Annotated in this window: 22 protein-coding genes; 13 read left to right on the forward strand and 9 right to left on the reverse strand. The window is 69.9% G+C overall.

Annotated features, from left to right (window positions below):
• Window positions 1-63: 63 nt before the first annotated feature.
• Window positions 64-993: a 2-hydroxyacid dehydrogenase gene (locus tag VFF97_RS08380; protein ID WP_325033041.1), complete on the reverse strand. Its 930-nt coding sequence runs from the start codon at window positions 991-993 to the stop codon at window positions 64-66.
• 107 nt (window positions 994-1,100) lie between these two features.
• On the opposite strand from VFF97_RS08380, the gene VFF97_RS08385 reads away from it, so the two are divergent.
• Window positions 1,101-1,532 carry a DUF1761 domain-containing protein gene (locus VFF97_RS08385; RefSeq protein ID WP_325033042.1) on the forward strand — a complete coding sequence of 144 codons (432 nt, stop codon included), beginning with the start codon at window positions 1,101-1,103 and terminating at the stop codon, window positions 1,530-1,532.
• Window positions 1,533-1,790: 258 nt separating this feature from the next.
• On the opposite strand, the gene purQ is transcribed toward VFF97_RS08385, so the two are convergent.
• Window positions 1,791-2,498 carry a phosphoribosylformylglycinamidine synthase subunit PurQ gene (gene purQ, locus VFF97_RS08390; RefSeq protein ID WP_325033043.1) on the reverse strand — a complete coding sequence of 236 codons (708 nt, stop codon included), beginning with the start codon at window positions 2,496-2,498 and terminating at the stop codon, window positions 1,791-1,793.
• A complete protein-coding gene (gene purS, locus VFF97_RS08395) occupies window positions 2,495-2,743 on the reverse strand; it encodes a phosphoribosylformylglycinamidine synthase subunit PurS (protein ID WP_325033044.1) in 249 nt (82 codons plus the stop codon). The genes purQ and purS overlap by 4 nt, the downstream gene beginning before the upstream one ends.
• 356 nt (window positions 2,744-3,099) lie before the next feature.
• On the opposite strand from purS, the gene VFF97_RS08400 reads away from it, so the two are divergent.
• The 5 genes from VFF97_RS08400 (at window position 3,100) to VFF97_RS08420 (ending at window position 8,979) form a co-directional block, all read left to right on the forward strand.
• Window positions 3,100-4,368, forward strand: a complete 1,269-nt coding sequence (locus VFF97_RS08400; RefSeq protein ID WP_325033045.1) for an ABC transporter substrate-binding protein — start codon at window positions 3,100-3,102, stop codon at window positions 4,366-4,368.
• Between the two features lie 70 nt (window positions 4,369-4,438).
• Entirely contained in the window at window positions 4,439-5,491 is a 1,053-nt protein-coding gene (locus tag VFF97_RS08405) for a sugar ABC transporter permease (protein WP_325033046.1), read from the forward strand.
• Window positions 5,488-6,405: a carbohydrate ABC transporter permease gene (locus VFF97_RS08410; protein ID WP_325033047.1), complete on the forward strand. Its 918-nt coding sequence runs from the start codon at window positions 5,488-5,490 to the stop codon at window positions 6,403-6,405. The genes VFF97_RS08405 and VFF97_RS08410 overlap by 4 nt, the downstream gene beginning before the upstream one ends.
• Before the next feature lie 35 nt (window positions 6,406-6,440).
• Window positions 6,441-7,937 (forward strand): GH1 family beta-glucosidase, encoded by a 1,497-nt coding sequence (locus tag VFF97_RS08415; protein WP_325033048.1) that lies wholly within the window; start codon window positions 6,441-6,443, stop codon window positions 7,935-7,937.
• A 28-nt stretch (window positions 7,938-7,965) separates the two neighbouring features.
• On the forward strand, window positions 7,966-8,979 hold the full coding sequence (locus VFF97_RS08420) for a LacI family DNA-binding transcriptional regulator (RefSeq protein WP_325033049.1): 1,014 nt from the start codon (window positions 7,966-7,968) through the stop codon (window positions 8,977-8,979).
• 61 nt (window positions 8,980-9,040) lie between these two features.
• Here VFF97_RS08420 and VFF97_RS08425 read toward each other — a convergent pair whose 3' ends face one another.
• From VFF97_RS08425 to VFF97_RS08440, 4 genes are all read right to left on the reverse strand, one after another.
• The gene (locus tag VFF97_RS08425; protein WP_325033050.1) at window positions 9,041-9,925 is read right to left on the reverse strand and encodes a VOC family protein; all 885 of its coding nucleotides are present in this window, start codon (window positions 9,923-9,925) and stop codon (window positions 9,041-9,043) included.
• A gap of 151 nt (window positions 9,926-10,076) precedes the next feature.
• Entirely contained in the window at window positions 10,077-11,405 is a 1,329-nt protein-coding gene (locus VFF97_RS08430) for a uracil-xanthine permease family protein (protein ID WP_325033051.1), read from the reverse strand.
• A 121-nt stretch (window positions 11,406-11,526) separates the two neighbouring features.
• Window positions 11,527-12,495 (reverse strand): phosphoribosylaminoimidazolesuccinocarboxamide synthase, encoded by a 969-nt coding sequence (locus tag VFF97_RS08435; protein WP_325033052.1) that lies wholly within the window; start codon window positions 12,493-12,495, stop codon window positions 11,527-11,529.
• A gap of 32 nt (window positions 12,496-12,527) precedes the next feature.
• Window positions 12,528-12,923 (reverse strand): VOC family protein, encoded by a 396-nt coding sequence (locus VFF97_RS08440; RefSeq protein ID WP_325033053.1) that lies wholly within the window; start codon window positions 12,921-12,923, stop codon window positions 12,528-12,530.
• An 89-nt stretch (window positions 12,924-13,012) separates the two neighbouring features.
• Between VFF97_RS08440 and VFF97_RS08445 the strand changes: the two genes are divergently transcribed.
• Window positions 13,013-13,633, forward strand: coding sequence for a PadR family transcriptional regulator (locus VFF97_RS08445; protein ID WP_325033054.1), 621 nt, complete (start codon window positions 13,013-13,015; stop codon window positions 13,631-13,633).
• Entirely contained in the window at window positions 13,630-15,159 is a 1,530-nt protein-coding gene (locus VFF97_RS08450) for an MFS transporter (protein WP_414684239.1), read from the forward strand. The genes VFF97_RS08445 and VFF97_RS08450 overlap by 4 nt, the downstream gene beginning before the upstream one ends.
• Before the next feature lie 18 nt (window positions 15,160-15,177).
• On the opposite strand, the gene VFF97_RS08455 is transcribed toward VFF97_RS08450, so the two are convergent.
• On the reverse strand, window positions 15,178-16,053 hold the full coding sequence (locus VFF97_RS08455; RefSeq protein ID WP_325033055.1) for a siderophore-interacting protein: 876 nt from the start codon (window positions 16,051-16,053) through the stop codon (window positions 15,178-15,180).
• A 170-nt stretch (window positions 16,054-16,223) separates the two neighbouring features.
• Window positions 16,224-17,495 carry a phosphoribosylamine--glycine ligase gene (gene purD, locus VFF97_RS08460; RefSeq protein WP_325033056.1) on the reverse strand — a complete coding sequence of 424 codons (1,272 nt, stop codon included), beginning with the start codon at window positions 17,493-17,495 and terminating at the stop codon, window positions 16,224-16,226.
• Between the two features lie 150 nt (window positions 17,496-17,645).
• Between purD and VFF97_RS08465 the strand changes: the two genes are divergently transcribed.
• From VFF97_RS08465 to VFF97_RS08485, 5 genes are all read left to right on the forward strand, one after another.
• Complete coding sequence (locus VFF97_RS08465; protein ID WP_325033057.1) at window positions 17,646-17,999, forward strand: sterol carrier family protein; 354 nt, start codon at window positions 17,646-17,648, stop codon at window positions 17,997-17,999.
• Between the two features lie 211 nt (window positions 18,000-18,210).
• Window positions 18,211-20,772: a nitrate- and nitrite sensing domain-containing protein gene (locus VFF97_RS08470; RefSeq protein WP_325033058.1), complete on the forward strand. Its 2,562-nt coding sequence runs from the start codon at window positions 18,211-18,213 to the stop codon at window positions 20,770-20,772.
• A complete protein-coding gene (locus VFF97_RS08475) occupies window positions 20,769-21,173 on the forward strand; it encodes a roadblock/LC7 domain-containing protein (RefSeq protein ID WP_325033059.1) in 405 nt (134 codons plus the stop codon). Before VFF97_RS08470 ends, VFF97_RS08475 begins: the two co-directional genes overlap by 4 nt.
• 26 nt (window positions 21,174-21,199) lie before the next feature.
• On the forward strand, window positions 21,200-21,556 hold the full coding sequence (locus tag VFF97_RS08480) for a DUF742 domain-containing protein (RefSeq protein ID WP_325033060.1): 357 nt from the start codon (window positions 21,200-21,202) through the stop codon (window positions 21,554-21,556).
• Window positions 21,557-21,610: 54 nt separating this feature from the next.
• Window positions 21,611-22,138, forward strand: a complete 528-nt coding sequence (locus VFF97_RS08485) for a GTP-binding protein (protein WP_414684240.1) — start codon at window positions 21,611-21,613, stop codon at window positions 22,136-22,138.
• The last annotated feature ends 93 nt before the right edge of the window (window positions 22,139-22,231 follow it).

Genomic DNA, 22,231 nt, shown 5'->3' on the forward strand with positions numbered 1-22,231 from the left:
GACGTGCACGCCGTCTTCACGGCCTGACGCCGTCGGGGCTCGGCGCTCGGCGCGGAGCGCTCCTCAGCCGCCGATCACGACGTTGAGCGGGGGCTCGCCCGCGAGCATCCGGTCGATCTGCCGCCGGACGAGGCGAGCCATGCGCGGCCGCATCGCGCTCGACGCGCCGCCGACGTGCGGCACGATGAGGGCGCCCGGAAGCGACCACAGCGGATGCCCCTCCGGCAGCGGCTCGGGGTCGGTCACGTCGAGCGCCGCACGGATCCGCCCGCGGCGGACGTGATCGACGAGCGCATCGGTGTCGATCAGCGGTCCGCGACCGACGTTCACCACCAGCGCGCCGTCGGGCAGCGCGGCCAGGAACGCGTCGTCGACGATGTGCTTCGTCGCATCGCCGCCGGGGAGCGTCGCGATGACGATCTCGGCCGCGGGCAGCAGCTCGGGGAGCTCGTCGACGCCGTGCACCGCGACCCCGTCCTCGACCCGGGCGCGCGAGGCGACAGCCGTCACGTGCACCTCGAACGGCGCGAGCCGTGCCGCGACCGCCTTGCCGACGCCGCCGTAGCCGAGCAGCAGCACGCGGCGGTCTGCGAGGCTGTCGGCGAACTCCGGCGCCCACCGGCCCTCGCTCTGCGACCGCACGAACGAGGGGATGTGCCGCTGCGCCGCGAGCGTCAGCGCGAGGGCGAGCTCCGACGTCGACGCCTCGTGCACGCTCGACGCGTTCGCGAACACGAGTCCCCGCGGCAGCCGCTGCTCGATGCCGTCGTAGCCGATCGACTGGCCCTGCACGAGTCCGACGTCGACACCCTCGAGGTGGTGCAGCGTACGCCCGACGCTCATGTACGGCGGAACCACGATGTCGAGGCGCTCGCGGGGCGCCGCATCCGTCATGTCCCAGACGATCACGTCGACGCCTTCGGGAACATCGCCGAGCGATTCTGCGAAGTCGGCGGACGGGACGGTCACGGTCAGACGGATGCCACGGCTCACGCCCTCCACGCTATCCGCGCCGCGAGCGGGGTCGGCGCGGCTGCCCACTCTGCGGAAACCTTCGGGCGTATGGTCGGACCCGACGCGCATCGAGCCGAGGAGGACTCATGATTCCCGAGATCAACTACTGGGCCGTGCTGCTCGCCACGCTCTCGTCGATGATCGTGGGGTCGATCTGGTACACGCCCAAGGTCTTCGGCGCGCGGTGGATGAAGCTCGCGAAGGTCACCCCGGCCGACACGAACATCGGCGCGTGGGTGCCGATCATCGTCGCGATCGCGCTGTCGTTCCTGCTCGCGTGGGTGCTCGCGGGGGCGACCACGATCGCGTGGCACTTCTACGGCGGCGGCTACCTGTGGGCCGCGATCGTGACGTCGGTCACGCTGTGGGCCGGCTTCACCGCGGGTCGGTTCATCGTGCATGACGTCTTCGAGGGACGACCGTCGAGCCTCACGGTGCTCAACATCGCGCACGAGCTCGTGACGGTGCTCATCATGGCGATCATCATCGGGGTGTGGCCCCCGGCGGGCACCGTCTGACCCGCCCGGTCGGCGTCGCCCTTTTTGGCGACTCGCCAGAAAGTGTCGTGTGACCGAGCCCTCCGTGGCGACTCGCCAAGAAGGGCCGAGTGAGCGCACATGGGCGATTCGCCAGAAAGTGTCGCCCGACGGGGCATTTCTTGGCGATTCGCCAGAAAGTACGCACGACATGACCCTTCTTGGCGATTCGCCAGAAAGTGTCGCCCGACGGGGCATTTCTTGGCGAATCGCCAGAAAGCGCGGGGCGGATGCGGCGGCTCAGGCCGCGGCGCCGACCACGGCCGAGATCGCCGAGCGGAAGAAGCTCAGCCCGTCGACGCCGGAGCGCATCGCGGCGCTGGTGTCGGGACCGAAGCCGGGCTCGACCGCGTGCTCGGGGTGCGGCATGAGGCCGACGACGTTGCCGCGCTCGTTCGTGAGGCCCGCGATGTCGTCGAGCGAGCCGTTCGGGTTGACGCCCGCGTAACGGAATGCGACGAGGCCTTCGCCGTTGATGCGGGCGAGGGTCTCGGCATCCGCGATGTACCCGCCGTCGCCGTTCTTGAGCGGGATCACGATCTCCTGGCCCTGCTCGAACTCGCTCGTCCACGCGGTCGACGCGTTCTCGACGCGGAGGACCTGGTCGCGGCAGATGAACTGCTGGTGGGAGTTGCGGATGAGGCCGCCCGGGAGCAGGTGCGCCTCGACGAGCATCTGGAAGCCGTTGCAGATGCCGAGCACGGGCATTCCCTTGGCGGCGGCGTCCTTGACCTCGGCCATGATCGGCGCGTGCGCCGCGATCGCTCCGGCGCGCAGATAGTCGCCGTAGCTGAAGCCTCCGGGGAGCACGAGCGCGTCGACGCCCTCGAGGTCGTGCGAACCGTGCCACAGCGCGACCGGCTCGGCGCCCGCGATCCGGATCGCCCGCTGCGCGTCGCGGTCGTCGAGCGACCCCGGGAACGTGATGACCCCGATGCGAGCGGTCATTCGACGACCTCGATGCCCACGACGTCTTCGATCACGGAATTCGAGAGGATCTCGTCCGCGATGCGGCGCGCGGTCGCGAGCGTCTCTTCGCCGACCTCGCCGTCCACGGTGAGCTCGAAGCGCTTGCCGATGCGGACGCCGCTGAACTCCGAGACGCCCAGCCGCTGCAGGGCGCCGGCGACGGCCTTCCCCTGCGGGTCGAGCAGCTCGGCCTTGGGCATGACGTCGACGACGATGGTGGGCATATGGTCCTCCGGGCGGCGGCGGGCCGCCGGCTATCGGTCGTTGGGCGACGAGCGCAGCGAAAGTCGGAACGCCGGATGTCGCGGGAGGGGTCGGTCCCAGTCTAGGCGACCCGCGGGCGCGGTTTTGCGGGGATCGCGCTTGCCCGCGGCATCCGGTCGCTGTTGCTCCACAGAGTCGTGTCGAGGCCGTGACGAAACCGTGACCATGCTGTGGGAGCGCTCCCTTGACATCCATGGGAGCGTTCTCATACGGTCGGGGTGTCCGATGGGAACGCTCCCACGCGACGCACCCGGGTCCCGGCGCTGCCGGTACCGACCACCTGCAACACACACCCTGACAACACAAAGGAGTGACAGTGAACTCACGTGCCTTCCGCCGGGGCGCCGTGGCGGTTGCGGCCTTCTCGGCCTCCGCCATCGTGCTGGCCGGCTGCGCGGGGAGCGGCGGCGGAACGCCGTCGTCCGACGACAACGGCGAGGTCACCCTGACCCTCGCGACCTTCAACGACTTCGGCTACACCGATGAGCTCCTCGCCGAGTTCACCGAGGAGACCGGCATCAAGGTCGTCCACAACAAGGCGGCCACCTCGAACGACGCCCGCGCCAACTTCTTCCAGAAGCTCGGCAAGTCGGGCCTCGCCGACGTCGAGGCGGTCGAGATCGACTGGTTCGCCGAGATGATGCAGTACGCCGACCTGCTCGCGCCGGCCGACGACAGCCTCAAGGGCCGCTGGCTCGACTGGAAGGAAGCGGCTGCGACCGACGGCGACGGCAACCTCGTCGCCTACGGCACCGACATCGGCCCGCAGGGCATCTGCTACCGCGCCGACCTGTTCGAGGCCGCCGGCCTGCCGACCGACCGCGAGTCCGTCGGCGAGCTGTTCCCGACGTGGGACGCGTTCTTCGACGTCGCCGACAAGTACAAGGAGACGACCGGCAAGCCGTTCGTCGACTCGGCCAACGCGGTGCTCCAGGGCATCATGAACCAGATCGAGTACACCTACGAGGAGCCGGACGGCACGATCATCGCCACCGAGAACCCCGAGGTGCGCGAGTCCTACGACACGGTCGTCGACCGCGCCGTGCCGATCGCGGCTTACGCCGGCCAGTGGAGCGAGGACTGGTTCGCCTCGCTCGCGAGCGGCGAGTTCGCCACCATGCTCTGCCCGGGCTGGATGCTCGGCGTGATCGAGGGCAACGCGCCCGACACCACCGGCTGGGACATCGCCGACGCCTTCCCCGGCGGCGGCGGCAACTGGGGCGGCTCGTACCTGGTCGTTCCGGCCAACGGCGAGAACGTCGAGGCGGCGTCGCAGCTCGCGGCGTGGCTGACCTCGCCCGAGACGCAGCTCAAGGCGTTCGAGAACGCGGGCACCTTCCCGAGCCAGGTCGAGGCGCTCGAGAGCGACGAGCTCGCGGCGGCCACGAACGCGTACTTCAACGACGCGCCCACCGGTGAGATCCTCACCAACCGTGCGAACGCCATCACGGTCGCGCCGTACAAGGGCCCGAAGTACTTCCAGTTCCACGACGCCCTTCAGAACGCTGTGACCCGCGTCTTCGACGGCCTCGAAGACAAGGAGACCAGCTGGGACAACTGGGTGACCGAGGTCTCGGCCTTCTGACACCCGACGGGGTGCGGGCGGCTCGCCCCGCCCGCACCCCGCTCCCTGCACCAACCCGAGAAGGACGACCGTGACCACCACCGCATCGCGGCCGGAGACGCGCGCGCAGACTCCGGAAGCCCCTCGACAGCCCCGAGTGATCTCGTTCTCGCAGCGGCTGAGCAAGTGGGATCTGAAGATCTCGCCCTACCTGTACATCTCGCCGTTCTTCATCGTGTTCGCGATCGTGGGCCTGTTCCCGATCGCCTACACGGCCGTGATCTCGTTCATGGACTGGGATCTGGTGCGCAACTCGGGCACCTTCATCGGCTTCGACCAGTACATCTGGATCCTGACGCAGCCCCACTTCTGGACGGCGCTGCGCAACACCTTCAGCATCTTCCTGCTCTCGAGCATCCCCCAGCTGATCCTCGCGATCTTCATCGCAGCGGTGCTCGACCGCAACATCCGCGCCAAGACGTTCTGGCGCATGAGCGTCCTGCTCCCCTTCGTCGTCGCGCCCGTCGCCGTCGGCCTCATCTTCACGGCGATCTTCGCCGACAACTTCGGCCTCGTGAACACGTGGCTCGGCAACCTCGGGCTCGAGGGCATCCCGTGGCACAAGGACCCCTTCTGGAGTCACGTCGCGATCGCCACGATGGTCAACTACCGCTGGACCGGCTACAACGCGCTGATCCTCCTCGCGGCGATGCAGGCCGTGAACCGCGATTACTACGAGGCGGCGACCGTCGACGGCGCCGGCCCCGTGCGACAGTTCTTCAGCATCACGCTGCCGTCGCTGCGCCCCACCCTCATCTTCGTCATCATCACGTCGACCATCGGCGGCCTGCAGATCTTCGACGAACCTCGCGTGTTCGACCAGTTCGGCCGCGGCGGGGCGGGCCAGCAGTGGCTCACGATCACGCTTTACCTGTACGACATCGGCTGGGGCCAGTGGAACTTCGGCCGCGCGGCCGCGATGGCCTGGATCCTGTTCGTCATCATCCTGCTCATCGGCCTCATCAACCTCCTCATCACGCGCTCGCTCGTGCGCGACGAAGGACTGCGTCGTGAGCTGACGAAGCGACAGGAGAAGGAGCTGGCCAGACAGGCGAAGAACAACGTGAAGGAGGCCACGCGATGAGCACGCTCGGAACCCCCACGCCTCTCGCCGTGGTCGAGGAGAACATCCCGAACGAGAAGCAGCGCCGTCGCGGCGCGCGCACCATCCGCATCCGCGGATCCCGACCCGGGTGGATCGTCTACGCGCTCCTCACGGTCGTCTTCGCCACGGGTGCCTTCCCGCTGTGGTGGTCGTTCGTCATCGGCTCGGGCGACGCGTCGTCGCTCCGGCGCCCGTTCACGTGGATCCCCGGCGGCAACTTCTGGTCGAACGCGGCATCCGTCGTCACCAACCCGGCCGTCAACTTCTGGCCGGCGCTGTGGAACTCGATCTACAGCTCGTTCCTCATCGCCGCGGCAGTCGTCATCACGTCGACCCTCGCCGGATGGGCCTTCGCCAAGCTGAAGTTCCACGGCGGGCCCGCGCTCCTGGTCTTCGTCGTCGCGACGATGGCGGTCCCGCAGCAACTCGGGGTGGTGCCGCTCTACATCCTGTTCGCCGAGCTGGGCTGGACCGGCCAGATCGGCGCGATCATCATCCCCGCACTCACGAGCGCATTCGGCGTGTTCTGGATGACGCAGTATCTGCGACAGGCCGTGCCCGACGAGCTCATCGAAGCGGCCCGCGTCGACGGCGCGTCGATGATCCGCACGTTCTGGACCGTCGGCGTGACCGCCGCGCGCCCTGCCGCCGCGATGCTGTTCCTGTTCACATTCGTGGGCGCGTGGAACAACTTCTTCTGGCCGTTCATCGTGCTGGACCGGCAGAACCCGACGCTTCCCGTCGCGCTCTCACTGCTCCAGTCCAACTACTTCGTCGATTACTCGATCGTGCTCGCCGGCGTCGTCCTGGCCACGATTCCGCTCCTGCTGCTGTTCATCTTCGCCGGAAAGCAGCTGGTCAGCGGCATCATGGCAGGTGCTGTCAAGGGCTGACTCGAAGAGCGCACTCACCGATACTGAGGACACACATGACCATCGAGTTCCAGGAAGACTCCGCTCCCATGGCCGAGACCGAGCGACGCGCGTTCCCCGACGGGTTCCTCTTCGGCGCGGCGACCGCCGCCTTCCAGATCGAAGGGGCCGCGTTCGAAGACGGCCGACGAGCCTCGATCTGGGACGCGTTCTGCCGGGTGCCCGGTGCCGTGATCAACGGCGACAACGGCGATGTCGCGTGCGACCACTACCACCTCTACCGCGACGACGTCGCACTCATGAAGCGCATGGGCCTGCAGACCTACCGCTTCTCGACGTCGTGGTCCCGAGTGCGCCCCGACGGCGGAGCCCTCAACTCGGCGGGCGTCGACTTCTACCAGCGTCTCGTCGACGAGCTGCTCGAGGCGGACATCCTCCCGTGGCTGACGCTCTACCACTGGGACCTTCCGCAGGCGCTCGAAGACCGCGGCGGCTGGACCGTCCGTGAGACGGCCGACCGATTCACCGAGTACGCGCTCGACATGCACGACGCCCTCGGCGATCGGGTCAAGGTGTGGACGACCCTGAACGAGCCGTGGTGCTCGTCGTTCCTCAGCTACACCGCGGGCATCCACGCGCCCGGGCACTACAGCGTGACCGAGGGCGTGCTCGCCGCGCACCACCTGCTGCTCGGCCACGGCCAGGTCATCCGAGAGCTGCGTGCCCGCGACGAGTCGCTCAACCTGGGCGTCACCCTGAACCTCACCATCGCCGACCCGGTCGATCCGACGGACCCCGCCGACCTCGACGCGGCGCGCCGCATCGACGGGCAGTTCAACCGCTGGTTCCTCGACCCGATCTTCCGGGGGGAGTATCCGACCGACGTCGTCGACGACATCCGCGCCGTCCACCCCGAGGCGATCGCCGCTCTCGAGGACGCGACGAAGCCGGGCGACCTCGAGACGATCTCGACGCCCATCACGACGCTCGGGGTGAACTACTACCACGGCGACTACGTCAGCGGGCACCCGGCGACCGAGGAGATCACGGGCGGGGACGCGCCGACCGACCGCCGCGCCGAGTCGCCGTTCCCGGCCGCCGACGACGTCCACTGGCACGATCGTGGCCTGCCGCGCACACCCATGTTCTGGGAGGTGCAGCCCGAGGGGCTCACCCGCCTGCTCGTGCGCGTGAGCGACGAGTACGCGGCGCCCGCGGGTGTCGCCATGTACGTGACGGAGAACGGCGCGGCGTACGACGACGTCGTCGTCGAGCGCGACGGCGAGAAGATCATCCCCGACGCCGAGCGCGCCGACTTCGTGCGGGCGCACCTCGCCGCGACGCTCGATGCGATCGACCAGGGCGTCGACGTGCGTGGATACTTCTATTGGTCGCTGCTCGACAACTTCGAGTGGGCGTGGGGGTACGAGAAGCGCTTCGGCATCGTGCGCGTGGACTATGACACGCAGGAACGCACGGTGAAGGAGAGCGGCCGGCTGTACAGCCGCATCATCGCCCAGCGTGCGCTCGACGCGGAGAGCACGGCAGACTGAGTCTCCCGAAGCACGAAGGGCGGGTTCGATGAGTACGGATACCGCGCGCGGGCAGGTCACGATCGAGGAGGTCGCGGCGGCCGCCGGCGTCTCACGATCGACCGTGTCGCGGGTCGTCAACGGCTCGACGGCGGTGAGTCCCGCCGCGCTCGAGGCGGTGCGCCGCGCCATCGCCGAGCTGAACTACGTGCCGAATCGCGCCGCCCGCTCGCTCGCGAGCAGGCAGACCCATGCGATCGCGCTCGTCGTGCCGGAGGACACGACCCGGTTCTTCGGAGACCCGTTCTTCGCGGCCATCGTGTCGGGCATCAACGCGCGCCTCAGCCGCTCGGACTACGTGCTGAACCTCTTCATCGCGAGCGACGACCCGGGCGACAAGACCACGAGCTACGTGCGCAGCGGTGCGGTCGACGGCGCGATCATCGTGTCGCACCACACGAGCGACACGTTCATCGATCGCATCGTCAGCAGCGTGCCCGTCGTCTACGGCGGTCGCCCCGTGCGGGAGCGGCCGAACGACCACTACGTCGACGTCGACAACACCGCCGGAGGCCGGCGCGCGACCGAGTACCTGCTCGGCAAGGGTTACACCCGCATCGCGACGATCACGGGTCCGCTCACGATGCCCGCGGGCATCGACCGGCTCGCGGGCTTCCGTGCCGCGCTCGCCGATGCCGGTCTGCAAGAGGTCGCAGTGGAGGACGGGGACTTCACGGCCGACGGCGGCGCCGAGGCGATGCAGCGCATCCTCGACGCGGGCGAACGGCCCGAGGCGGTGTTCATCGCGAGCGACCTCATGGCGCGCGGTGCACTGGAGATCCTGCACCGCGCCGGCATCCGTGTGCCCGACGACATCGCGATCATCGGGTTCGACGACTCCCCCGTCGCGACGAGCGTGACGCCCGCGCTCACGACGCTGCGGCAGCCCTCGTTCGAGCAGGGCGAGCGCATGGCGAGCGCGCTGCTCGAGCTACTCGCCGGCGGCAACCCGCCTCACGCGCAAGTGCTGCCGACCGAGCTCATCGTGCGCGAGTCGGCCTGACCGGACGGCCGGTCGAGTCCGCGCGACCGTCGCGCGTGCCTGAGGCGGAAGCCGCGCCGGATCAGCGTCCGGGGGCCGTCGCGAGGATCGCGTTGTTCCACGGGTCGTCGAACGACAGGGTGCGGCCGTCGTCGCGCACCTCGAACCCGTGGTGCTTCAACCGCTCCTCGAGGGCCCCGAGCGCGTCGGCATCCGGCAGGTCGAGGTCGACGCGGCCGAGCCCGAGGGCGGGCATGCGGGGGCCGGCGCCGCGAGAGTTCCACACGTTCATCGCCATGTGGTGGTGGTAGCCGCCCGCGCTCACGAAGATCGCCTGGTTGCCGAGAGAAGCCGTCTCATCGAACCCGAGCGCGTCGACGTAGAACGCGCGTGCGCTCGCGACGTCGCCGACGGACAGGTGGACGTGACCGACGGATGCGGCATCCGCCGCGGTCGCGCCGAGCGCAGCCTCTTCGGTGAGGTGCTCGCTCAGGAACGCGTTGGGGTCGAGGAACAGCGTCGCCATCTCGACCTGGCCGTGGACCCACGACCACTCGGTGCGATCGCGGTCCCAGTACAGCTCGATGCCGTTGCCCTCGGTGTCGGTGAAGTAGAAGGCCTGGCTCACGAGGTGGTCCGCCGACCCCGCGAACGTCCCCGGTGCGTGGCGTGCGACCGAGTACAGCGCCGCGGCGAGCGCGGTCTGCGACTCGAACAGGATCGCCGTGTGGTACAGCCCCGCCGAGCCCGGAGTGGCGTGGCGCAGCGTGGGCTCGTGCTTCAGCACGACGATCGGACGACCCGCGCGACCCAGTGTCACCGTGTCGCCCTCGGCGGCGAGCACCTGCAGCGTCACGACGTCGCGGTAGTAGCGCGTCATGCCGTCGAGGTCGCCCACGAGGAGCGTCACGGGGCCCATCGCCGTGTCGGCGGCGAGGCGGTCGGGAGTCGCGAGCATCTTATGCATATGAATGGATAACGGGCGGCATCCGGGGTTCATTCCCCTTTCGCCAGAAACATGATCGCCGAGTGCACGACTCACCGTCGAGCGCACGACCTGCCGACGTGGCGAAGTCGTGCGCTCGACCGGATGCCGGCACGCGGCAGACGAGTGCGTGCTATTTGACGTCTTGCGGGTCGCCCCCGAGCTGTCCGACCGCGGGGATCGGGCCGCCGTCGTCGGCACCCGTCTTGCGCCAGCGGGCGATCGCGTTGCCGAGGTGATAGATCACGAGCGCCGCGGCCGAGCCGAGCACGATCGCACCGAGCTGGAAGTCGCCCCACTGCATCGTGAACCCGGCGATCGCCATCACGAGCGCGACAGCCGCCGTGTACTGGTTGACGGGCCGTGAGAAGTCCACGCGGTTGTCGACCCAGATCTTGATGCCGATGATCCCGATGAGGCCGTACAGCGCCGTCGTGACGCCGCCGAGCACACCCGCCGGGATCGTGTTGAAGATCGCGCCGATCTTCGGTGACATCGCGAGCAGGATCGCGACGGCGCCCGCCACCCAGTACGCGGCGGTCGAGTACACGCGGGTCGCTGCCATGACGCCGATGTTCTCGCCGTACGTCGTCGTGCCCGAGCCGCCGAAGAAGCCGGCGATCGTCGTCGCGGCGCCGTCGGCGATGAGCGCGCGGCCGGTGTGGCGGTTGACCGACGCATCCGTCATCGTCGCGACCGCGCGCACGTGGCCGACGTTCTCGGCGATGAGCACGAGCACCACCGGCAGGAACATCGCGATGACCGCCCACGTGCCGGGCGAGGCGAAGTCGGCGATGTGGAACTCGGGCAGACCCACCCACGCCGCGGCCTCGACCGGTGCGTAGTCCACCTCGCCGAGGATGATCGCGACGATGTAGCCCACGACGACGCCGAGGAAGATCGAGATCCGTCCCAGGAATCCGCGGAACAGCACGCTGAACAGGATGACCGCGATGAGCGTGACGGATGCGGTGACCGGCGCCTGCGCGAAGTTCGTCCACGCGACCGGGGCGAGGTTGAAGCCGATGAGCGCCACGATCGTGCCCGCGACGACCGGGGGCATGAGCTTGTCGACCCACCCGATGCCCGCGAACTGCACGACGAAGCCGACGATCGCGAGCAGGATGCCGACCGCGACGATGCCGGCGAGCGCCGAGCCCATTCCCGCCGTCGCCGTGGCGGCGGTCACCGGTGCGATGAACGCGAACGACGAGCCGAGGTAGCTGGGCAGCTTGTTGCGCGTGATGATCAGGAACAGGAGCGTGCCGATGCCCGAGAAGAGCAGTGTCGTCGACACGGGGAAGCCGGTGAGCACCGGCACGAGGAAGGTGGCCCCGAACATCGCGACGACGTGCTGCGCGCCGATCGCGACGGTGGCGCCCCAGTTCAGGCGCTCCTCGGGCTTGACGACCTTTCCGGGTTCGACCGTCCGGCCGTTGCCGTGCAGAGTCCAGATGGGCATATCGCTCCTTAGCGGGGAGATCGGGTGAGTGCTGAGGAAACGATAACTGGGAGTTCGCTGAGAGCGATCGCACGCGCCGCGTGTGCGGCATCCGCGTCGGCCGATGCCCTGATGGGCGCGGTCAGCCGGTGAGCCGCTCCAGCAGCTCGCGGTATCGCGCGGCCGTGCGTTCGACCACCTCGTCGGGCAGGCGCGGCGGCTCGCCGACACGCGGTGAGGGCCAGTTCGCGGCGAGCCAGTCGCGCACGATCTGCTTGTCGAAGCTCGCCATGCGCTCCTCGGGTGTCTTCCCCGACTCCCACGCGGCGGCGTCCCAGTACCGCGACGAGTCGCTCGTGAGCACCTCGTCGGCGAGGGTCATGACCCCGTTCTCGTCGAGCCCGAACTCGAACTTCGTGTCGGCGAGGATGAGTCCGCGCGACTCGGCGGTGCGCGCCGCACGGCGATAGATCTCGAGCGACAGCTCTCGCAGCTCCTCGGCGCGCTCGCGGCCGACGATCTCGACCGTGCGCTCGAAGGAGATGTTCTCGTCGTGCTCACCCATCGGCGCCTTGAACGCCGGCGTGAAGATCGGCTCCGGCAGGCGGTCGCCGTTCGACAGGCCCTCGGGCAGACGGATGCCGCACACCGTGCCCTCCGCAACGTACTCCGCCCATCCGGACCCGGTGAGGTACCCGCGCACGACGCACTCGATCGGCTGCATGTCGAGGCTCTGCACGACCATCGCACGGCCGACCACAGCCTCGGGGATGAGCGAGACGACATCGTTTGCAGTGTTCAGGATCCCATCGGGGCCGAGCGTGAGGACCCGCGACGGCACGAGATGATTCGGTATGGAGCGTCCGCCGTCCGCTCCCGCCAGCTGGTCGAACCACCACAGGCTCAGCGTCGTGAGCAGCACGCCCTTGCCGGGTATGCCGGGCGACAGCACGTGGTCGAATGCGCTCACACGGTCGCTCGCGACCACCAGCATCCGCTTGGCACGCCCGCCTTCGGGAGTGTCAGCGGGCACGTACAGGTCGCGCACCTTGCCCGAGTACACGTGGCGCCAGCCGTCGAGGTCGAGCGGGGTGGGAGAGGCATCCGTCACCCGCCCATTATCGCGGCTGGTGCCCGCCGCCCTCACTCGCCGACTGCGGCGACCTCGGCGGCCTCCCACGCGGGCGCGTACGACGGCTGGTAGAGCATCACGGGCGGGATGCCGGGAACCTCGAGCTCGACGCCGCGTCCGTACTCGCGCTCCCACACTTCGCCCTCGAAGGTGGCGCCGCGCGAAGCGAGGTCGGCCATCGTCGCGTCGAGGTCGTCGCACATGAAGGACAGCTCGTGGCGCTGGTCGTACGGCTCCTCCTGACCGGGCCACGTGCGCGGATGCACGCCGCCCTCGGTCGGGCCCTGCGAGAAGATGAGCCACCCGGGGGAGGTCTCGATGAACGACCAGCCGACCACGTCGCGGAAGAACGCGCGGGTTGCGGGTGGGTCATCGCTGTAGACGATCGTGTGGATTCCGGTGATCATCCGGCCACGGTAGCGGGATCATCCGACACGGCGTATAGTCCACGTGGACTAATCAGCACGGAACAATCGCACCTCCGGAGAGCTCTCGCATGCGCGACGTCGTCGATCGGCTCACGCCGCTGGGCGTCATGGTGCTCGCTCTGCTGCGCGAGGGCGACATGCATCCGTACGAGATGATCCGGCTCATGCGCATGCGCCACCACGACCGGCTCGTGTCCGTCACCCACGGCTCCGTGTACCACACGGTCGCCCGGCTCGAGCGCCTGGGGCTGCTCGCCGAGGTCGGCATCGACCGAGAGGGCCGTCGCCCCGAGCGCACGACGTACGCATTGACGGATGCGGGCAGCGAAGCCGTCGTGGAGTGGGTGCGCCGCGAGCTTCCGCGCGTCGACCGCCCCGAGGAGTTCCGCGTCGCGCTGTCGGAGGCGCACAACCTCGAGCGCGACGAGGCCGTCGCGCTGCTGAGGGCCCGCCGCGACGCGCTCGCCGCGTCCCACCGCGACCTCGCCGCGGGGCTCGGACACGCGCGTACGAAGTCCGTTCCCGAGCAGTACCTGCTCGAGGCCGAGCGCGGTGCGGCCATGACGGCAGCCGAGCTCGCATGGCTCGACGATGCCCTCGAGCGCCTCGACAGGCCGGACTTCGACTGGGGTGCGCCGGATGTGCCATCGGAACGCTACCTGCATCAGAGAGAGGCTGCCCGGCGATGACCGACGCTCCCCCGAGCTCCGCGACGAACCCCGGCACGGCGCACGGGTCCCCGCCTCACGGAGGGAGGACAGGCGCGCCGGAGCGCAGCCCGTGGGCCGCTCTGTGGGCGCTCGTCATCGGCTTCTTCATGATCCTCGTCGACACGACGATCGTGTCGGTCGCTAACCCCGCCATCAAGGCGGCGCTCGACCCCGACACGAACAACCTCGACAACGTCGTGTGGGTCACGAGCGCATACCTTCTCGCGTACGCCGTGCCGCTCCTGATCACCGGACGCCTCGGAGACCGGTTCGGCCCCAAGACGATCTACCTCGTCGGGCTCTCGGTCTTCACGCTCGCCTCACTCGGCTGCGGCCTGTCGGCGACGCTGGAGATGCTCATCGTGTTCCGTGCGGCGCAGGGCCTCGGTGCAGCCCTCATGACACCGCAGACGATGGCGATCATCACACGCACGTTCCCGCCGAATCGACGCGGTGCGGCGATGGGCCTGTGGGGCGGGGCATCCGGTGTCGCGATGCTCGTCGGCCCGCTCGCCGGCGGACTCCTCGTCGACGCCTTCGGCTGGGAGTCGATCTTCTTCGTCAATCTGCCCGTCGGCGTCGTCGGATTCGTGATGGCGATGATCCTGGTGCCGAGACTCGAGACTCACCGCCACCGGTTCGACGTCGTCGGCGTCATGCTGTCCGCGGTCGCGCTCTTCCTCATCGTGTTCGGCCTGCAGGAGGGGGAGCACTTCGACTGGGCGGCGTGGGTGTGGGGTCTCATCGCGGCGGGCGTCGTCGTGATGGCCGTGTTCATCTGGCAGCAGTTCCGCACGAAGAGCGAGGCGCTCGTGCCGATGGCTCTGTTCCGCGAACGCAACTTCTCGGTCGCGAACGTCGGCATCGCGACCGTGGGGTTCACCGTGACGAGCATGTCGCTGCCGCTCATGTTCTTCGTGCAGCTCGCACGCGGTCTGACTCCGACCGAGTCCGCGCTGCTGCTCGTGCCGATGGCGCTCGCGGCGGGCGTGCTCTCGCCGTTCGCGGGGCGCCTGCTCGACCGCACAGACCCGCGTTTCCTGCTCGTCCCGGGCATGCTGATCGTGTCGACATCGCTGTTCTGGTATGCGGCGCTCATGAACGTCGACACCCCGATCTGGATGTACCTGCTGCCGTCCGCGCTCATGGGCATCGGCCAGGCGGGCATGTGGGGACCGCTCGCGACGACCGCCACGCGCAATCTGCAGCCGCGGCAGGCGGGCGCCGGTGCCGGCATCTACAACACGACCCGCACGATCGGCTCGGTGCTCGGCTCGGCAGCGATCGCCGCGTTCATGCAGGGCCGCCTCGAGGCGAACATCCCCGGCATCGACGACGCGCCGGCGGGCATCGGGAGCGGCGCGCTCCCGAGCATCGTCGCCGAGCCCTTCTCGGCAGCGATGGCCCAGACGACACTGCTGCCCGCGTCGGTCATGCTCATCGGCGTCGCGGCGGTGCTGTTCCTGAAGCGCCCGGAGGGGCTTCGCACGCGCGACGATCGCTGACGCGCCCGTCGCCCCGGTTCAGTCCGGATCGAACGGATCGATCGGCGCGTGGTGGTCGAATGCGACGACCCCCTTGCGCCAGTAGCCGCTCACGACGGCCTGATTGCTCGGAAGGCCCAGCGTGCGGCGCAGGTGGCGACGGACTTCCACGAGACCGGATGCCTCGCCCGCCGCCCACACGAAGGTGCCCTGGCCCACCGGGCCGTGGTCGCGCAGCGCCGTGACGAGCACGTCGGGCGCGGCATCCGTGTCGACCGTGCGCAGTCTGACGTCGACGCCGTCGACGTCACCGAGGTAGCCGGCCACCCACCCGCCGTCTCCGTGCACGGAGGCGATCACGTCGACGGTCGTGCCGCGCGGGACGTCCCGGATCCAGCGGCTCGCCGACGGGAGCGACGTCTCGTCGCACAGCAGCAGAAGACCGTCGATGTCCTGCGGGGCGCGGCGAGACCCACGCGGTCCGACGACGACGATGCGGTCGCCGACGTTCGCGCGTTCCGCCCACGCGGATGCGGGGCCCGGGTCGGGGTGCGTGAAGAAGTCGAGGTCGACCTCGATCCCGTCGCCCACGCGGCGCGGGAGGGGCGTGAAGTCGCGCGCGATCGCGGCGCGATCGGGGCGCACGATGCCGTCCTCGCCCGGTCCGACCGGCTCGGGGGCGACGAGCTCGCCGGTCGCGGCATCCGGGAAGTAGACGCGCACATGGTCGGCGGGGCCCGTGCTCGTGAAGTCGGCGAACTCGGGCCCGGTCACCGTCACGCGGATCATGGGCGGCGCGACACGCTCGACGCGCACGACCGTCGCCCCGCGGGCGGTGAATCGGTTGCGGCCGCCCTCTCTGACGAAGCGCCCGGCGTCGCCACCGCGCGTGGGAAGGGGTTGCGGATCGGCCATGCATCCAGCCAACCACAGGCCCATGGGCGTGGGCCGCGCGGTCTCAGCCACCGGCCGCGGAGGCTCACTGCGCCGGAAGGCACCCGCCGTCGAGGATGAACCCGCCCACGTCCCTATCCGACGGGCAGAGCCGCCACCCGTCTGTCCACGGGGACGTGCCCGGAGGGGCGTCAGTGCTCGACGACGCGCTCCGCGATGTCGGTGCGATACTGCCCGCCCTCCAGCTCGAGTTCCGCGATCGCACGGTAGGCGCGCTGACGCGCCTCGGCGAACGTCGTTCCGAGCGCGACGACGTTGAGCACGCGCCCGCCCGATGCGACGAGCCCCGCCTCGGTCTCGGTCGTCGCCGCGTGCGCGAGGTGCACGCCCTCGACCGACGCCGCCGCATCGAGCCCGCCGATGAGCCGGCCCGTGGCAGGAGCCTCGGGATAGCCCTCGCTCGCGAGGACGACGGTGACGGCGGTCGCCTCCGCGAACGCAGGGCGCGGGTGGTCTTCGAGATGACCGGATGCCGCGGCCAGCAGCAGCTCCGACAGCGGGTCCACGAGGCGCGGTAGCACGACCTGGGTCTCCGGGTCGCCGAAGCGCGCGTTGAACTCGATGACCTTGACACCGGCATCCGTCACGATGAGTCCTGCGTACAGCAGGCCGATGAACGGCGTGCCCTCGTCGTCGAGCCGGCGGATCACGGGCTCGGCGATCTCGCGCGTGACCAGGTCGACGAACTCCTGCTCGCTGCCGAACCGGCCGTCGAGCCACGGCAGCGGCGAGTACGCGCCCATGCCGCCGGTGTTCGGGCCGTGGTCGCCGTCGCGCAGGCGTTTGTAGTCCTGGGCGGGGCTCAGCGGCAGCACGTGGTCCCCGTCGCACAGGAAGAAGAGCGACACCTCGGGGCCGTCGAGGTACTCCTCGACGAGCACGGCACCGGTCGGCAGGTACTGGGCGGCGTGGGCGAGAGCCGGGTCGCGGTCGCTCGTGACGATGACGCCCTTGCCCGCCGCGAGGCCGTCGGCCTTGACCACGTACGGGGCGCCGAACCGGTCGAACGCCGCTTCGACCTCGGCGAGGTTCGTCGCGCGCACGGCGCGCCCCGTGGGCACGCCCGCGGCGTCCATGATGCGCTTCGCGAACGTCTTCGAACCCTCGAGTTGGGCGGCCGCCTTGCCCGGGCCGAAGACGGGGATGCCGCGTTCGCGCACCGCATCGGCGACGCCCGCCACGAGCGGTGCCTCCGGCCCCACGACGACGAGGTCGATCGCGTTGTCGAGGGCGAACTGCGTCACACCGGCGGGGTCGTTCGCGTCGAGCGCGACGAGCGTCGCGTCCTGTGCGATGCCGGCGTTCCCGGGGGCGGCGAAGATCTCGTGATCCACCTCTTCCGAGCGGAGGGCGAGGATGATGGCGTGCTCGCGCGCGCCCGAGCCGAGGACCAGGATTCTCACCCGGCCCAGCCTAGCCCGCGTGGCTGAGGTGGCCCGGGGGCGGTTGTGGACGGCCGGGCGTCGATGCGCCGGGCCGGATCGCGCGATTCGGACCGTTGCGACCGCGCGCGAGGGGATTGAGCCCGGCGCTTCGACGCGTAGCGTGGAGCCATGGCGCGCAAGATCTCGACCGACGACGGCCGCGACGCGCTCGCCGCCGTGGCGAGCGGGGATCCCGGCCGCACCGACCTCGCGACGGCGGTGCGCTACCTGCTTCAGCTGCTCGCGGAGAAGGCCCCGGGCAACTCCGTCGAGGTGCGCGTTCCGCCCTTCGGGGCGGTGCAGGTGCTCCAGGGTCCGCGCCACACGCGAGGCACTCCGCCGAACGTCGTGGAGACCGATCCGGCGACGTGGATCGCGGTCGCGACGGGCCAGGAGGAGTGGACGGATGCCGTCTCCGCAGGCCGCATCGTCGCATCCGGAGTGCGGGCCGACCTCTCTCCGCTGCTTCCGCTGAGGGCCTGAGACCGCGCAATATAGACGATGGAACCGCTCACAGGGGAAGCCATTCCCAACGAAGTGGCCTATTATCCCATTCAACCGTCAGCGCCGAAGGTATGACACCCGTTTTGCCTGCGACACCCCCCGAATGAGCGGCCGCTGACGGAGGCGTGACTACGGCGCTGCCCCCGGGCGCCGGCCGATCTCGGTCACAAGTCATCGCCGGAAGGGACTTATGGCCGAGCCGACCAGCCAGACCGCCGTCAAGCGGAAGTGGTGGCAGGGCATCCGACCGCGCCTGATCGCCGTTCTGCTGATACCCATGATCGCCGCGCTCGTGCTGGGCGTGCTGCGCGTGGAGACCGCCGTCGCGGCGAGCACGGCGGCCGCGCGTGCGGAGAGCCTCGCGAACGCGCTTCCCGAGAGCTTCCGCCTCGGAATCCAGCTGACGCGCGAGCGTGAAGCGGCGAATGCCGCGATCCCGGATGCGACGAAGGAGCGCATCCGTGCCCAGACCGACGAGGCGATCGACATGTGGCTCCAGGTGGCGGCCGACGTCGACGCCTCGCAAGACCCCCAGCTCGAAGCGGACCTCGCCGCCGCGAGAAGCTCGCTGAACGACATCGAAACGCTGCGCGAGCAGATCGTCGAGCCGAACACGCAGCTCGAGGCGGTCGCCGCGTACACGGACCTGCTCAACCTGCTGTTCGGGCTCTCCTCCCGGCTCCCGGCGCTCGGCGACCCGTCGATCTACCGGCAGACCGACGCGCTCGGAAACGTTCGGACGGCGTCCGAGGTGCTCGGCACGGTGCGCGTGGTGATCAGCCAGGCGCTCATGACCGGGGAGATCAGCGCGCAGGAGCTGATGCAGCTCGCCGGAGCCCAGAGCGTGTGGGACGAGGCGAGCGCGGAGTTCCTCGCGGGAGCCTCGCCGGCGTCGGCGGAGCTTTTCGCAGAGCTCACCGACCGCGATCCCGAGAGCAGGCTGAACCCGCTGCACGTGATGGATCAGGTCGTCGCGGACGGCGGGCTGGACGGACTCAACATCACGCTCTTCGCGTGGCTGGAGCTCTACCAGGGATACGTCGCCGACCTCGAGGAGGTCATCGTGCGGGCCGCCGACGACCTGGCCGCCGACGTGTCGGACGCCCGTCAGTCCGCGCAGCAGACCGCGATCCTGACCGCCTCCATCGTCGGCGGGGTGCTCATCCTCGCGCTCGTGGTCACGCTGCTCGCGACCCGGTCGATCCTCCAGCCCTTGATCCGGCTGCGCCGCGCCGCGCTCGACATCGCCGGCAGGACGCTGCCGGAGCGGGTCAAGAGGATCGAGAACGCCGAGGGTCCGATCGACACGTCGGTGCAGCCGATCGACGTCGAGAGGCGAGACGAGATCGGTGAAGTCGCGGAGGCCTTCGACGCGGTGCACGGCGAGGCGGTGCGCCTCGCCGGCGAGCAGGCGCTCATGCGGGCGAACGTCAACCGCATGTTCGTCAACCTCTCGCGCCGCAGCCAGAACCTGGTCGAACGCCAGTTGCGCCTCATCGAGCAGCTCGAGGCGGGCGAGCAGGATCCGGACCAGCTCTCGAACCTGTTCCAGCTCGACAACCTCGCCACCCGGATGCGTCGCAACGACGAGAGCCTGCTCGTGCTCGCCGGCGGCGACACGCCGCAGGCGGCGCGCGGCAACGTGCCCGTCCACGACGTGCTCCGTGCCGCGACATCCGAGATCGAGCAGTTCGCACGGGTCGAGCTCGACTCGACGGATGCCGGTGAGCTTCGCGGCTCGGTCGCCGGCGACCTCGTGCACCTCCTTGCCGAGCTGATCGAGAACGCGACCAACTTCTCGCCGCCGGACACGCCGGTGGTGGTCCGCACGCTCCCGCGCAATGCGGATGAGCCGCTCGTCGTCGAGATCGTCGACCTCGGTCTCGGGATGACGCCGGAAGAGCTGCTCGCGGCCAACGCCAAGCTGAAGAGCACGAGCGGACTGGACGCCGACGTCGCGCGGATGATGGGCCTGGTCGTGACCGCCCGCCTGGCGGATCGCCACGGCATGACGGTGTCGCTTCGGACGGGCACGCCGCACGGCATCGTCGCGCGCGTGCGGATCCCCTCGAGCGCCCTCGCGACGGGCCGGACCGAGCCGCTGCCGGTCGTTCAGACGCTCGCGTCGAGCGACTCGGCGTCCGCTGCGGCTGTCGTTGCTCCCGCTCCCGCCGTCGCGCCGACGGGTGCGGTGCCCGTCGTCCAGACGGAGTCGGCGCCGGCACCCGAGCCGCGAATCGAGTCGGCTCGCCCGTTGGAGCCGGTGAACGCGGCAGCGGATGCGACGCCACCGCCGTCCTTCGCACAGGACGACGGCGCCGACGCCCGCGACACGCCGATCTTCGCGGCGCTCCGGTCCGCGTGGTTCACACGCGGTCATTCGCTCGGCACGCTCCGCGGAGGACCGGCGGACGAGCCGGACGGCGCGCAGAAGTGGTCCTCGCCGGGCGATGACGGCTGGAAGCGCGCGGCCGAGGTCTTCCAGCGTCCGGAGGAGCCGGAGCTGGTCACCGCCGGCGGGCTCCCCAAGCGCGTCCCCGGGCAGCACCTCGTGCCGGGCGCGGCACCGGCCGTCAGCCAGCCCGCGCCGACGCCGCAGCCCACGGTGGATCCGCGTCGGAGCGGCGCTCTGGCAAGCTTCCAGCGTGGGGTCAGCCGCGCACGCGGTGACGCCGCTCCCGACCCGACGCCCGAACCCACGCCGACTCCGGCCCCCCGATACTTCCGATCCCAGAGAGGGGAAGACGAGTGACGACTGCTCCTGCGAACCTCGACTGGCTGGTCGACAGCCTGACCCAGCGCACCGCTGACGTCGCGCACGCCATCCTGGTGTCCGCCGACGGCCTGCCGATGGCGCGCTCCGCTGCGTTCCCGCCCGACCGCGCCGACCAGCTGGCGGCGATCACCTCGGGCCTCACCAGCCTGACGCAGGGCGCCGCGCGCGCTCTCGGAGCCGGCCAGGTCCACCAGATGGTGGTGGAGATGGACGGCGGATACCTCGTGGTGATGTCGGTGGGCGAGGGTTCGAGCCTCGCGGCTCTGGCCGGCCCGCAGTGCGACCTCGGTCAGGTCGGGTACCAGATGCAGCTGCTCATCGCCCGGGTCGCGACCGCGCTCACGCCCGAGATCCGCACGGCTCAGTCCGGCACCTGACAGGGCAGGATGAATCAGGAGTGATCGTGAGCACCGCCGAGCCCCCTCCGCCGCCGACGCTGGTCAGGCCGTACGCCCTGACCCGTGGGCGCACGGCGCCTTCCCGCGTGTACCCTCTTGAGGCGCTGGTCCACACCGACCTTCGCGCACTCGAGGGCCACGGGCTCTCGCCGGAGGAGCGGTCGATCGCCGAGCTCTGCCGCGAGAGCCGCTCGGTGGCCGAGGTCGCGGCGCTCGTGCGGATCCCGATCGGCGTGACGCGGGTGCTCATCGGCGACCTCGTTGAGCGGGGCGTCGTGAGGGTGCACACGCAGGCAGAACCAGAGTCCGCCCCCGGCGCGGCGCTTCTCGAGCGCGTGCTGAGCGGACTGCGAAAGCTGTAGAGGAGGACAGAGGACGTGAGCCCCGACACCAGTCAGGCGACCCTTTCGGCGAAGATCGTCATCGCCGGAGGATTCGGCGTCGGCAAGACGACGCTCGTCGGCTCGGTCTCCGAGATCGAGCCGCTCACCACCGAAGCGGTGATGACGTCGGCGAGTGTCGGGGTGGACGACCTGTCCGCGGTGCCCGACAAGACGACGACCACGGTCGCGATGGACTTCGGGCGCATCTCGCTGGACTCCGACTTGATCCTCTACCTGTTCGGCACGCCCGGTCAGGACCGGTTCTGGTTCATGTGGGACGACCTCACGCAGGGTGCGATCGGCGCGGTCGTCCTGATCGACACGCGCCGGCTGGCGGACTCGTTCGGCGCGATCGACTACTTCGAGGCGCGTGGAGTTCCGTTCATCGTCGCCCACAACGTGTTCGGCGCCGAGTACCGCTACACGTCCGAGCAGATCCGCGAAGCCCTGTCCCTTCGCCCCGAGGTTCCGATCGTGGCGTGCGACGCGCGCGACCGCGCGTCCACCAAGGCGACGCTCATCACGCTCGTCGAGCACGTGCTGTCGCTGATCGCCGCGTAGCGAGGCGCCCCTCTCGCAGGGGTGCGACAATGGAGCCATGGCCGATCAGGCTCCGAGCCCCACCCCCGACGACTCCGACGACCGCGAGCCGCG

Source organism: Microbacterium sp. (assembly GCF_035687345.1).
Taxonomy (GTDB): Bacteria; Actinomycetota; Actinomycetes; order Actinomycetales; family Microbacteriaceae; genus Microbacterium.